Below are 12,266 nucleotides of genomic sequence, written 5' to 3' on the forward strand. Positions count from 1 at the left end.
TAGGCATCAATGCGTCTGGAAAAGACTTCGCAGCTTCGCACTCCTAGAGGAAAGCGGCAATGACGTCAGAAGCGGTCAAGATCCTGATTTCGTCCGCCGGCCGACGGGTCGCGCTCATCAACTGCTTTCGCAGGGCGGCGAAGGAGGTCGGCATATCGCTGACGGTTATTGCATGTGATCTGGATCCAGGAATGAGCCCTGCCTGCCGATCCGCGGATGCAAGCTACGCTGTCCCGGCCTGTGACGATCCCGACTTCGTTTGGGCGTTGCAGGAAATTGCATTGCGTGAAAAAATAGATCTGATCGTTCCAACGATCGATCCCGAACTCCCGGCTCTCGCAAGGGCGATGGACGATTTTGAGGCAATCGGCTGTCGCGTGCATGTCAGCCAACCGGCGGTGATCGACATCGTTCGCGACAAGCTTGAAACGATGAATGTGCTTGGCGCGGCGGGAATCCCCGTCCCACGCACCATCGCACTTGAGGAGTTCGCCTCGACCAGCGAATGGTCCTGGCCGGTCTTCGTCAAGCCACGGTCTGGAAGCGCCAGCCGCGCGATCAGCGTCGCCGGATCGCGAGACGAGCTGCCCTCCAAGATCAGCGAACCGATGATTGTGCAAGAAAACCTGACGGGCACTGAATACACGGTGAACGGCTTTGTAGACGCGCGCGGTAGACTACAGACAGCCATTACACATCGTCGCGTTCGTGTCAGGGCCGGCGAGGTCGAAAAAGGCATCACCGAGCGCCAGGCGCGACATTCCCGCATCGCCCATGACATCGTCGGCGCGCTGCCGGGTCTTAGAGGTGCGTTCTGCTTTCAGATGATGGACGACGGCGTTGCCGGCCCCAAAGTGATCGAGATCAACGCACGGTTCGGAGGTGGCTATCCTCTGGCTGATCATGCAGGCGCGCAATTTGCAAAATGGCTGCTCGAGGAAGTCTCAGGCTCACCTGCAAGCTGTCATGACAACTGGCGTTCTGGCGTACTGATGCTGCGCTACGACGAAGCGATCTTCGTGGACGGCGAAGATGAGTGAATTACAAGGTGGCGTTCTAGTCTTCGATCTGGATGACACGCTCTATCTCGAAAGCGACTTTGCCAAGAGTGGTTTCGAGGCGGCATCCGCCTGGCTGGATCGAGAAATGGGTGTTGCGAATTTCGCTGCTCATTGCCAGGCAATCTTCGCCACCGGCAGGCGCTCACGCGTGTTCGATGAGGCGCTCGTTGCTGCAGGTTTGGCCGGCGAGAGGACGTTGACTGTAAAACTGATTGAAGTTTACCGGCAACATCATCCGCGCATACAGTTGGCGCCCGATGCGTTGGAGTATCTTTGCAATCCAGCCAGGACGGCACGCCTGGCCCTCATAACCGACGGCCATGCAGCAACACAAATGGCAAAGGTCAAGGCGCTGGGTCTTGAGGCGATCTTTGACCGCATCGTTTATACCGATGTCTGGGGCTCCAAGTTCTGGAAACCGCATCCGAGGGCGTTCGAGGCTATCCAGGAATGGTCCGGAGTACCGTGCACGGAGCTCGTTTACATCGCTGACAATCCCGCCAAGGATTTCATCGCTCCGCGGCGTCTGGGATGGAGGACGATCCAGATTGCCCGGCTGGGCCGCATCCACATGGAAGACGCCAGCGAGCCTGACCATAGAGCCGATGCGGTGATAACCAGTCTTGTTGATCTCGACGCGTGCCTCGCGACGCTCCGCGCTGGGCCACAGTTTACAATCCCGACCAATCCGGAGTGACTAGGCTTGCGATCGCTTCACAAAGGCCTGCCCGAGAACGGCAGGAATGAGCAGCGGAACCGGCCAAAAACGTCCATACATATGAGTCATTGCGTTGCCCATAGCCAAAAACGCCGCAACGGTCGCAAAAATACAGATGGCGAACGGAAAGCCGTCCTTGATGCGAGTAGCCGCAAGCGCCGGCCCCGAGAGGCTGATCACCATGACGACAAAGCCAAGAGCCGCGATGAAGCCCCCCTCCGTCCAAAGGAGCAAGTAAATGTTGTGTACGGGTTTCTGTACGGCGCTGCTTACTCTGTACTGATCCGCTCCAATCCCGAGCAAAAGCGTGGACCCCGCCTGACCGGCCGCCTCCTGTATGAGTTCAAAGCGACGACCAAACGTTCCCGCCTGGCTGATGTCTCCTGTATCGACAGCGGTAAGCACGCGCTTTTGGAAAACGTCCGGTAGATAATCACGCAACGGCGTAATCGCGATAAGTGGAACACAGAGGCAAAGAGCAGCGGCAGGCAAAACCGTCTTCCACGTAAGATTGAACAGGACAAAGATCGCAATGCCGATCCCGCAGCCGATGAGCCCGGTATTCGAGCCAGTCAGAAGAAGACCGTAGGACATGATCACAAAGGCACAAAGCGCGAGCAACCTGTTTAATTGTCTCAAGGAAACGAGCAGAAGCAGGACTTGAATTGCGAGCGCAATAACGGCGGCGCACGCATTTTCTCTTTCCATCAAACCGCTGAAGCGTCCGCTCCCGGTGACGAACTGCGTATTTGTCTCTCCAATAACATGGATGAGAAAAATGCCGTGTATACAAATTATCACTATCGAAAAAACATAAATCTTTGCCGCCGTTAAGAGCTCGTCATAGCTCCGTCCACCAAACAAAAGCAGCACGATAAAATAGGCGTAGAAATACTGCAGGACGACCACGAGACCGCGTTCCGGCGCTGCGCTTACCGTGCTGCTGGCAGTCAATCCCAAAAGCAGCAGGGCAAGCCCGAAACACCAGACGGCCGTGCTCAGCTTGCCAATGACATTGACGACGACATTCGCGTTCGCAACAGCAAGAGAAAAGCAAAGAAGAAAAGACAGATCTGCGAGTGTGAAATAAATATAGTCACTTCTAAAATAATTCATCGAACAGAGAAATATAGCAGCAAAAAACGCATATAATTCCAAAGATCGCGAAATTGTCGCGACCGCAGGTTGCTCATGCCTTTTCGCACGTTCATCGATTTTGGCATCCGATGCAACGTCATTTAAGCTCATCGCCAACGCCTCCGTTGGTTTAGGGTATTCTAAAACGCAAAAAAGTGAAGTAACTTCAAAACGAGGAGAACTTGCCCTTAGATCATCTTCGGTCGGAGACCGTGCTATGCCGCTGCGAAGTCTGGCAAGATACCGCCCACTGCGGCGCGTTGCACTCCATTTCCTTCGCAAGTGGGGAACGCGCGACATTGTCGTGCGCCATCATTGGTGGCGCGATGCGCCCCTGAGATTGAACCTTTACAAGCATCGGGGATACTGGTTCAAAGGCAAGCACCGCGAGAAGCATATCATGAAGACGCTCGCCGAGCTTGCAAGGCCGGGAGATACCGTTGTCGAGCTCGGCGGTCACATTGGTTATCTGTCGGTGCATTTAGCAAAGATTGTTGGCGATGACGGTACTGTTGTCGTTTTCGAACCTGGGCCCAACAATTTGCCGTATCTTCGAACCAACACAGAGCGCTTTGCGAACATTAAAATCGTTGAGGCTGCGTGTGGAGATCTCGATGGCCCCGTGGAGTTTTGGATAGAAGGGCTGTCGGGACAGAACAATTCGTTGGACAGAAACTATAAAAACTTTGAACAAAACCGCGAGAATGCGTTCAGCGATGCGCTCATGGAATCCATTACGGTCGAGATGATGCAGCTTGACACATACTTGGAAGAGACGGGCCTTCGTCCGGCGCTGCTGAAGATAGATGTGGAGGGAGCTGAACACCGTGTGCTTCTCGGTAGTTCACACTGTCTGGCAAATGTAAGGCCTCTCATAGTGGTGGAAGTTACCGAGGACTTTGACGAGGTAGCCAGAATATTTCGCGAAAACGACTACGCCATACATGATCGCAGCCGCCCCGAGTGGGTATGCATTCCGGCCGAACGCGTCGAAGCGTTTCAACAAATATCGACGCATTGAGCGCCCTCTCGTTCTCGTCAGCGCCGTCGTTGCGGGCTTGCAAACTCCGCCGCTTGGAAAAGCAAGCGGCCATAGCTCGACCACAGAATGGTGAGGACGTCTTTATTCGCGACTTCGCCAAATCGGGCTCCACAAGCGAAGACGTTGGCACGGGCCCTGGCTTCAAGCAATACGGGCCATGCCGTTTTTAGGGGTGACAGACAGAGATTTGTCTGCAATGAAGACCGCGATGAGAGACAGGGGCGTTCGTTGAAAGACGGGCTGAGAAGTACCCTTCGAACCTGAACCGGATAATGCTGGCGGAGGGAGTCGCTCGGAGCCTTCGCTTGTTCAGTAAGGCTCCCCGCGTCTTTGCCCCGCCCGAAAGGGGCAAATGCCGATACGAAATTCACCCAGGCAACTCTTTGCGGCCATGCGCGCGACGCCGCCACTTGTCCATTGCATCACCATCGATTGTCGCGATGCAGCTCGATGGGACACACTCGCGGATTGCGAGAGTAACATCGATATGAGGCGTTTCAATCTATCCCCTTATCCCTCCCCCCGAGCCTTTGCGCGGCGCCAGCATGGTCAATACCGCGATCGCCGCCGCTTCGGGTGCTTGCGACAGGGTCAAGTGGCTTGTCCTCGTATCTGTCATCTGTGGCACGCGGATCCGCGGCAGGCTGGTGCAAGCTTGACTGAGGCAATCCGAAAGGCACGCGCATGATCTACAACGTTCTTTCCATTGCCGGCTCTGACCCTTCGGGCGGTGCCGGCGTCCAGGCCGATTTGAAGACATTTTCGGCGCGCGGCACCTACGGCATGGCCGTTTTGACGGCCTTGACGGCACAAAATACCCATGGCGTTTCCAGCGTGCATGCAGTTCCAGCGGAGTTCGTCGCCGAGCAAATCGGCATGGTTTTCGCCGATATCCGCGTCGATGCGGTGAAGATCGGCATGATCGCCAATGCGCCGATTGCCGAAGCTGTCGCCAAAGCGCTTTTGCCGCACCGCGGGATCCCGATCGTGCTCGATCCGGTGATGATTGCCAAAGGCGGTGCGGCACTTCTTGATGTTGAAGCCATCGGCTTTCTCAAGACCCGGCTTCTGCCGCTCGCAACGCTTCTGACCCCCAATCTGCCAGAAGCCGCCGCCCTGCTCGCAGAGCAGGTAGCAGGCACCCGAGATGCCATGGAGTGGCAAGCGGAAAAGCTGCACGCGCTTGGTCCCTCTGCCGTTCTCGTAAAGGGCGGTCATCTTGGCGGGATGGAAAGCCCCGACGTTCTGATAAGCGAAAGCAAGATTACCTGGTTCGAAGCTCCACGCGTTCCGACGAAGAACACGCACGGCACCGGCTGCACGCTTTCGAGCGCGCTTGCAGCAGAGCTCGCAAAGGGCAGATCGCTCGAGGCAGCGGTCGCCACAGCCAAGGATTACCTGGCTGCAGCCGTTGCCGGAGCCGGCATGCTCAGCGTCGGTTCGGGCCAGGGTCCGGTTCAGCATTTTCATGAGCTCTGGGCAGGATGATGCACAGGCTGCTCAGGTCTTCACGGCGCCGGCCGTCAGACCGGCAATGATATGCTTTTGGGCAATGAAGAACACGATTACCGTCGGCAGGATGGTAAGCGTGATGAAGGCGAGCACCAGCTGCCATTCGGTGCCATACTCGCCACGATAGACCATGATGCCGAGCGGCCACGGATATTTCGGCTCCGAATTCAGCATGATCAGCGGCAGGATATAGCTGTTCCAGCTGCCAACGAAGGAGATGATGCTGACGGTTGCAACGATCGGCCGCGCCAGCGGTAGCGAGATGTACCAGAAAAAGCGCAGATAGCCGCAACCGTCGACAAAGGCCGCCTGGAACAATTCCTCCGGAAGGTTGCGGAAATAGTTCCTGAAAAGCAGGATGCTCATTCCGAGGCCGAATGCCACCTGCGGCAGCACCACACCCCAATAGGTATCGAGTAGGCCCAGATCGCGGATGCGGATGAAGAGCGGCAGGATCGCCGTTGCTGCAGGAAACATCAGGCCGAGCAGGAAATAGTTCAGCAGAAATGACGATCCGAAGAAGCGGACATGCGCAAAGGCGAAGGCGGCCATCGATGAGACGATCAGCGTCAGAGAGACCGTGAGCGCTGCAATGACCAGCGAATTGAAGATCTGCAGCCAGTATCGGTCTCCGAAGAGGATGTCGGTATAGTTCGACCATTGCCACTCTGCAGGCAGCCCAAAGGGATTGGTGCGCAGGTCGCCCAGCGTCTTGAAACCGCCGAGCGCCGTCGTCAGCAACGGTATGAGAACCAGCGCCGCGATCAGCGTCAGCGACACGTAGAGATAAACGCGCGTTCGCAGCGGCATGCGAATGGTGGAGCCGGTATCAATCATTGCGCATGAAAATCCTTTTGTAGCCGAAGGCGAGTGTCATGCAGATGATGAAGAGAACAACGCCGACGGCGCTGCCGAGACCGACCTGCATGCGCATGACGCCGTAGGTGTAAAGAAAGGTCACCATCGTCTGCGTCGAATTCGACGGTCCGCCGCCTGTCAGCGGCATGATCATGTCGAAGAGCTGCAGCGAGCCGATAACCGCAAAGAAGATGGAAAGGCGCAGCGTGGATCCAAGCAGCGGCAGCGTCACATAGCGGAACTTCTGCCAGCCTGTCGCCCCGTCGATCTCAGCTGCTTCGAGCACATTTTTGTCGACCGATTGCAGCCCGGCGATGAAGAGCATCATGTGAAAGCCGAAATACTTCCAGACGATAACGGCAAGCACGGCGTAGATGGCGAGGTCCTTGTCGGCGAGCACATAGGGCGTTGCGAGACCGAAGAAATTCGAGATTGCGGCAAAGAGGCCGTAGTCGCCGTCATAGACGAAGCGCCAGATCAAGCCAGCTGCGACATCGGCAAGAACGTAGGGCAGAAAGAAGATCAAGCGGAAGACGACGACGCCAGCGATGCGGTGAGCCAGCATTGTCGACAGCCAGATCGCCAGCGGAACCTGGATGGCGATGGATATCAGGATAATCAGGCCGTTATTGACCAGCGCCTGTGTGAAGGCGGCGTTGCGCAAAAGCACCTGGAAGTTGCGGAGCGCGATGAACTCCGTCGGCATACCATAGCCGTTCCACTTGTAGAGGCTGTACCAGGCCGCCTCGCCCATCGGCATGATGACGAAGAGCGTAAAGAGCAGCAGAGCCGGCGGCAGAAAGAACAGAAGTACGGCCCAGCGGTCGTGCGCAGCCGAACTGCGGTTTCTCGCCGCTTTCCTGGCCGGCCGTGCCGCTCCGATCGCCGGTGAAATCGAAATATTGGCCATCTGTTTCGCCTTCGCATTTTCCTGGTTTGATCCCGGCGCCAGTTGAGAAGGCGCCGGGACAAAGGAAGCGGAGCGGGTTATTGCTCCAGTTCGAAGGCGTCCTGAATCTGCTGGGCGCCGTCTTGCGAACTCATCTGCCCGGAGACGATTTCAACCGAGACGTCATTGACGACACGGCCAACGGCAGCGCCGAGATCCTGATCGAAATAGTTCTGGTGCCAGGTCGAGGCGGCGAGCTGCTTGGCGGATTGAGCCAGAAGCGAGTTGGTCACACCATCATCGGCGCCGACCGCCACCGGCAGAAGCATCGCGGCCTTGGCCATGGATCGTTCGTTTTCTGCATTCGTCAAGAAGGCGAGAAAATCGATCGCTTCCTTGGACGCTTTCTTGGTTACCGCCCAGCCGTTCAAGCCTCCCAGCGTATCGGTTACCTTGCCGGCGCCGCCTTCTACGGCCGGGAAATTGAAGCGGCCGATGTTTTCCGGCGAAAGCCCCTTTCCGTCACCGGCATTCTTGCGCTGATTGGCTTCGGTATTTTCAAAACCGAGGATCATGGCGGCCTTACCATCGCCGAAGACACCGAGCGTTTGCGGCCAAGTCGCCCCCAAATAGCCAGGCTGGAAGGGTTCAAGCTTCCCGAGTTCGGCAAGATCCTCGCCGGCCTTGATGACCGCCGGATCAAGAAAGCCTTCGCCCTCGCCCTTCTTGGCAGCGTCGAAGACCTTTTGTCCGCCTTCGCGCATGACGAGATAGCTCCAATAGAAATGGATCGGCCATTTTTCGCCGCCGCCACCTGCGATCGGCACGATGCCGGCGTCCTTGAGCCTTTTTACGGCGTCCAGGAAGTCTGCCCAGGTCTTGATGCCATCGGCCTTCACGCCTGCCTTTGCAAAGAGCTCCTTGTTGTAGAAGAAGCTGACGAGACCGACCTTGTATGGCATTGCCCAGACCTTGCCGTCGAAGGTCAGACCACTGACAGAGGCCGCGCTATAGGCGTTGCGCAGCCTGCCGCCATCTGCATCGAGGGCGGCTGTCACGTCCTGAAGCGCGCCGGTCTCAGATTGCTGCTTGAGGACGCCCCCGCCCCAGCTGAAGAAGAAGTCCGGTATGTCGTCGGACTGGAGAAGCGTCGGCAGTTTTGCCTTGAAGGCCTCGTTTTCGAGAAACTGCATCTGTATGTCGACATCGGAGTGCTTTTCTTCATAAGCCTTGGCAATCTCCTCCCACTTGGCCACATAGCTCGGATCGAGCTCCAGATGCAGCCACTTTACGACCGTTGTGGCGCAAGCTGCACCGGCTCCGAACATCACGGAAATGCCTGCGGCCGCAGCCAGGAATGCGATGCGTCTGGCGCAAAGAGCGGCATTCATGCGATTATAGGTCATGGTTTTTCCTCCCGGGGGCCAATGTCCTCACTATTTTGTCCCCTATGCGGAATAATTCACCGCTGCCTTGACCGATGTCAACCCGATAGTCCAAATTTCAGCCAGATTCGCTTGACAGCATCCGCAAACTGCCTGTTATTTAATTTGTATCCCGTCCAAATCATCGGGGCATTGCCCTGACGCAAAGCGATTGCCCGGCTAGTTTCATGAAGACCGCAGATCCTGAATTAATGCGCGCGATCAATCGCTTGAATGTGCTGGACACGATCCGCCGCCACGGGCCGATCGCACGTGTGGAGATCAGCCAACGCACCGAACTCTCGACCACGACGGTATCGGCAATTACCGCCTCGCTTCTCGATGACGGGCTCATTTTGACGCGTCATGAAGGAGACATCCGCAACGAGGCTGCCCGCGGCCGTCCCCGTGTGATGCTCGAATTGAACCCGGATGCGGCACGTGTCGTCGGTGCAAAGATTGCGGCAAGCCGGCTCGTCTTCGTGCTCACCGATTTCCGCGGAGACGTGCTTTCCAAGCTCACCCTGCCAATCCGCATCGACCGACAGCCGATCACAGTCATCGCCGACCTGGTGGAAGATGGCGTACGCCGTTGCGTCGTGGATGCCGGCCTGTCGCTGGAAGATGTCGATATCGTTTGTCTTGGCCTTCCAGGCGTAATCGAGCATCGCACCGGCCATGTTCGCAGCAGCCCCATCTTTCGCGATACGAATGTCGATTTCGCCTCGGAAATGACTGCGCGGCTTGGGACGCCGACGATCATCGAGAGCGATGCGCATGCCATCACGCTTGCCCATCACTGGTTCGGCAAGGCACGAGATCTCGAGGATATGGTGCTGGTTTCCCTGGAACAGACGCTCGGGCTTGGCGTGCTGCATGGCAACCAACTCTTTCGCGGTGCCGGCGGCCTCAGCCACAATCTCGGCGACCTCGTGCTCGGCACGGGATCGCAGGGCACCGTGCGCCTGTCGAGCCAGGCCGGCGAAAGTGCAATCCTTGGCGACCATCAGGCCGACGGGCGTTTTGCCGAAGCAATCCGTCTCGGCCGCGGCATGGCTCACGCTCAGGCGCTAATCAAGCAGCAGGACAATGTCCTCATCGGCGCCGCCATACGCGCTGGCGAGGCCGTCGGGCTGACGATCGCCAACATCGTCACGCTCTTTGCCCCGCCGCGCGTGATCCTCGTCGGCTCCAGCCTGGCGCTGGGCGAGCCATTTCTGAACAGTCTGCGCAATGCCTATGCACTTGCGATCCCGCCATCCTTGAAAGGCGTCACCGAACTGGTCTTCGACGACTCCACAGACGATTTCTGGGCGCAAGGTGCGGCAGCCGTTGCCCTTTACGAACTTTATGAGTCGCCCTGGAACACGACGGGGCCGGCACTGTGAACGCTGTAACTGTAAAATCGATTGGGAGGTCATCATGGACACGGTCGGCATCGGCATCATCGGCTGCGGCAATATTTCGGGCGCATATCTCAAGGCCATGGCCTCGTTCCCGATCCTCGATATCCGCGGCGTCGCCGATCTCAACCGATCCTTGGCGGAGGCAAAGGCTGCCGAATTCAGCGTCCCGGCAAAAAACGTCGACGAGCTCTTTGACGATCCAAAAGTCGAAATCATCGTCAACCTGACCATACCGAAAGCGCATGTGGCCGTCGGCCTGAAGGCGCTTGAAGCAGGAAAGCATACCTATTCGGAAAAGCCCCTCGGAATCAATTTTGCGGAAGGCAAAAAACTTGCTGAAGCCGCGAAGGCGAAAAACCTCCGCATCGGCGCGGCACCCGATACATTTCTGGGCGGCGGGCATCAGACGGCACGTGCTCTGATCGACAAGGGAATGATCGGCCAGCCGGTCGGCGGTACGGCCACCTTCATGTGCCCCGGCCACGAAAGATGGCACCCGAACCCGGCCTTTTACTACGAGGTCGGCGGCGGGCCGATGCTCGACATGGGACCTTACTACATCACTGATCTCGTCAATCTCTTCGGGCCGGTAGCGCAGGTCGCGGGCTTTGCGATCGCGCCCCGCAAGGTGCGGACCATCACCAGCGAGCCGCACAGCGGCGAGCACATTCCAGTGCATGTGCCAACCCATGTCGTCGGCGTGATGGCCTTTGCCAACGGGGCGATCGTTCAGATTGGCATGAGTTTTGACGTCGCCGGCCACAAGCATGTGCCGCTTGAACTCTATGGCACGGAAGGCACGCTGATCGTTCCTGACCCGAACCATTTCGGCGGGGAGGTCCAGCTTCTGAAAAAGGGCGGAAGCTTCGAAGTGCAGGAACTGACAGCGCCTTACGCAGACGCCAACTACCGCTCGCTCGGCGTGGCAGATCTTGGATACGCCATTCGCTGTAATCGCCCGCACCGGGCAAACGGCAGCCTCGCGCTGCACGTTCTCGAAGTCATGGAGGCGTTTCAAGCCGCCTCCGAAACCGGCCGCACGGTCACGATTGCCACAGAGACGCAGCGCCCGGCGGCGCTGTCGGATTCCCTTATCGACGGACGGTTGGGCAAGTAATTATTCAGGAGGAAAGAACATGCGCGAAGCACTGATCGTCTGGGGTGGCTGGAGCGGCCACGAACCGCAGGAATGCGCGGCCATCATCAAGGACATGCTTCAGGAGGACGGTTTCAAGGTCTATGTCGAGCACAGCACTGAAGCCTTGGCCGATCCGTCGGTGCATGATCTGAATCTCGTGGTGCCCATCGTCACAATGTCGAAGATCGAAAAGGAAGAGATCAAGAATCTTGCTGCTGCGATTGAAAACGGCGTTGGCATCGCCGGCTATCACGGCGGCGCGGGCGACAGCTTCCGCGAGTGCGTCGAATATCAGTTCATCATCGGCGGTCAATGGGTCGCCCATCCGGGCAACATCATCGACTACACAGTGAATATTACGCGGCCGGACGACCCGGTCATGGAGGGGATGAGCGATTTTGCCTATACGTCGGAGCAATATTACATGCATGTCGACCCCTCAAACGAGGTGCTGGCAACGACGACGTTCACAGGTGATCATGCCTACTGGATCGACGGCGTGGTAATGCCGGTCGTCTGGAAGCGGAAGTACGGAAAGGGCCGCGTCTTCTATTCTTCGCTCGGCCATCGGGCCCAGGAATTCGGCGTGCCGCAGATGAAGTCCATCTTCCGGCGCGGCGCCAATTGGGCAGCGCGCTAGAACCGCTGCCCATAAGGCGAAGCGCTCTCTGCGATGTGATCGGAACGGTTCGGAACAAATGGGCGCCTTTGCCGTTGTGGCCGCGTTGATCAGCTCGAAAGGATTTTGATCATGCGCACGATATTCGCGGTGACTTCGATTGTCTTTCTCGGCATAGCCGGTCCCGTGTTGGCGCAATCCAATATGGGCACGGATTATACCGGGCGCATTGACGGCACTCCTCCTCTTGGCACCTCGCCGGAGAGCCCAACGACGAATGGTCTCGTCATTCCGCTTGATCCGATAGAAACCGGCAGTGTCGATGTCGTCATACCGCATAACGCCGGCCCGACCGATGTCAGGCGTTGCCCGACGCCAAAACGCGGCGTTGCCGCCAAGACAAGCCGCTATGGCCGGGCGTGCCCGCAATAGGACAACAGCGGGCGCAGCAAGTCCGCCACG

Annotated in this window: 12 protein-coding genes and 1 riboswitch; of the genes, 8 read left to right on the forward strand and 4 right to left on the reverse strand. The window is 57.7% G+C overall.

The window, feature by feature from the left end:
* Positions 1-59 precede the first annotated feature (59 nt).
* Complete coding sequence (locus AM571_RS30730; protein WP_074064733.1) at positions 60-1,040, forward strand: ATP-grasp domain-containing protein; 981 nt, start codon at positions 60-62, stop codon at positions 1,038-1,040.
* On the forward strand, positions 1,033-1,758 hold the full coding sequence (locus tag AM571_RS30735) for an HAD family hydrolase (protein ID WP_074064734.1): 726 nt from the start codon (positions 1,033-1,035) through the stop codon (positions 1,756-1,758). Before AM571_RS30730 ends, AM571_RS30735 begins: the two co-directional genes overlap by 8 nt.
* On the opposite strand, the gene AM571_RS30740 is transcribed toward AM571_RS30735, so the two are convergent.
* Positions 1,759-3,027, reverse strand: coding sequence for an O-antigen ligase family protein (locus tag AM571_RS30740; protein WP_074064735.1), 1,269 nt, complete (start codon positions 3,025-3,027; stop codon positions 1,759-1,761).
* Positions 3,028-3,133: 106 nt separating this feature from the next.
* Here AM571_RS30740 and AM571_RS30745 point away from each other — a divergent pair, with 106 nt between their 5' ends.
* Together AM571_RS30745 and thiD are read left to right on the forward strand one after the other, a co-directional pair.
* Complete coding sequence (locus AM571_RS30745) at positions 3,134-3,937, forward strand: FkbM family methyltransferase (RefSeq protein WP_074064736.1); 804 nt, start codon at positions 3,134-3,136, stop codon at positions 3,935-3,937.
* A 228-nt stretch (positions 3,938-4,165) separates the two neighbouring features.
* Positions 4,166-4,262: riboswitch (TPP riboswitch) on the forward strand.
* Positions 4,263-4,642: 380 nt separating this feature from the next.
* A complete protein-coding gene (gene thiD, locus AM571_RS30755; protein WP_074064738.1) occupies positions 4,643-5,446 on the forward strand; it encodes a bifunctional hydroxymethylpyrimidine kinase/phosphomethylpyrimidine kinase in 804 nt (267 codons plus the stop codon).
* Positions 5,447-5,458: 12 nt separating this feature from the next.
* Here the strand turns inward: thiD and AM571_RS30760 are convergent, their stop codons facing one another.
* From AM571_RS30760 to AM571_RS30770, 3 genes are all read right to left on the reverse strand, one after another.
* Positions 5,459-6,307, reverse strand: a complete 849-nt coding sequence (locus tag AM571_RS30760) for a carbohydrate ABC transporter permease (RefSeq protein WP_074064739.1) — start codon at positions 6,305-6,307, stop codon at positions 5,459-5,461.
* A complete protein-coding gene (locus AM571_RS30765) occupies positions 6,300-7,238 on the reverse strand; it encodes a carbohydrate ABC transporter permease (RefSeq protein ID WP_074064740.1) in 939 nt (312 codons plus the stop codon). The genes AM571_RS30760 and AM571_RS30765 overlap by 8 nt, the downstream gene beginning before the upstream one ends.
* Positions 7,239-7,315: 77 nt before the next feature.
* Positions 7,316-8,623: an ABC transporter substrate-binding protein gene (locus tag AM571_RS30770; protein WP_074064741.1), complete on the reverse strand. Its 1,308-nt coding sequence runs from the start codon at positions 8,621-8,623 to the stop codon at positions 7,316-7,318.
* Between the two features lie 206 nt (positions 8,624-8,829).
* On the opposite strand from AM571_RS30770, the gene AM571_RS30775 reads away from it, so the two are divergent.
* The 4 genes from AM571_RS30775 to AM571_RS30790 all read left to right on the forward strand — a co-directional run bounded on the left by AM571_RS30775 (position 8,830) and on the right by AM571_RS30790 (position 12,236).
* Positions 8,830-10,029 (forward strand): ROK family transcriptional regulator, encoded by a 1,200-nt coding sequence (locus tag AM571_RS30775; protein ID WP_074064742.1) that lies wholly within the window; start codon positions 8,830-8,832, stop codon positions 10,027-10,029.
* Positions 10,030-10,063: 34 nt separating this feature from the next.
* Positions 10,064-11,164: a Gfo/Idh/MocA family protein gene (locus AM571_RS30780; RefSeq protein ID WP_074064743.1), complete on the forward strand. Its 1,101-nt coding sequence runs from the start codon at positions 10,064-10,066 to the stop codon at positions 11,162-11,164.
* Positions 11,165-11,183: 19 nt separating this feature from the next.
* Positions 11,184-11,825 (forward strand): ThuA domain-containing protein, encoded by a 642-nt coding sequence (locus tag AM571_RS30785; protein ID WP_074064744.1) that lies wholly within the window; start codon positions 11,184-11,186, stop codon positions 11,823-11,825.
* Between the two features lie 111 nt (positions 11,826-11,936).
* The gene (locus AM571_RS30790) at positions 11,937-12,236 is read left to right on the forward strand and encodes a hypothetical protein (RefSeq protein WP_074065681.1); all 300 of its coding nucleotides are present in this window, start codon (positions 11,937-11,939) and stop codon (positions 12,234-12,236) included.
* The last annotated feature ends 30 nt before the right edge of the window (positions 12,237-12,266 follow it).

The sequence above is a fragment of the Rhizobium etli 8C-3 genome (assembly GCF_001908375.1).
GTDB classification, from domain to species: Bacteria; Pseudomonadota; Alphaproteobacteria; order Rhizobiales; family Rhizobiaceae; genus Rhizobium; species Rhizobium etli_B.

Bases quoted from the DNA above. Each gene is read 5' to 3' on its own strand.
- AM571_RS30765 (WP_074064740.1), bottom strand. From the start codon at position 7,238: ATGGCCAATATTTCGATTTCACCGGCGATCGGAGCGGCACGGCCGGCC.
- AM571_RS30775 (WP_074064742.1), top strand. From the start codon at position 8,830: ATGAAGACCGCAGATCCTGAATTAATGCGCGCGATCAATCGCTTGAAT.
- AM571_RS30760 (WP_074064739.1), bottom strand. From the start codon at position 6,307: ATGATTGATACCGGCTCCACCATTCGCATGCCGCTGCGAACGCGCGTT.
- thiD (WP_074064738.1), top strand. From the start codon at position 4,643: ATGATCTACAACGTTCTTTCCATTGCCGGCTCTGACCCTTCGGGCGGT.
- AM571_RS30785 (WP_074064744.1), top strand. From the start codon at position 11,184: ATGCGCGAAGCACTGATCGTCTGGGGTGGCTGGAGCGGCCACGAACCG.
- AM571_RS30770 (WP_074064741.1), bottom strand. From the start codon at position 8,623: ATGACCTATAATCGCATGAATGCCGCTCTTTGCGCCAGACGCATCGCA.
- AM571_RS30790 (WP_074065681.1), top strand. From the start codon at position 11,937: ATGCGCACGATATTCGCGGTGACTTCGATTGTCTTTCTCGGCATAGCC.
- AM571_RS30780 (WP_074064743.1), top strand. From the start codon at position 10,064: ATGGACACGGTCGGCATCGGCATCATCGGCTGCGGCAATATTTCGGGC.
- AM571_RS30730 (WP_074064733.1), top strand. From the start codon at position 60: ATGACGTCAGAAGCGGTCAAGATCCTGATTTCGTCCGCCGGCCGACGG.
- AM571_RS30745 (WP_074064736.1), top strand. From the start codon at position 3,134: ATGCCGCTGCGAAGTCTGGCAAGATACCGCCCACTGCGGCGCGTTGCA.
- AM571_RS30740 (WP_074064735.1), bottom strand. From the start codon at position 3,027: ATGAGCTTAAATGACGTTGCATCGGATGCCAAAATCGATGAACGTGCG.
- AM571_RS30735 (WP_074064734.1), top strand. From the start codon at position 1,033: ATGAGTGAATTACAAGGTGGCGTTCTAGTCTTCGATCTGGATGACACG.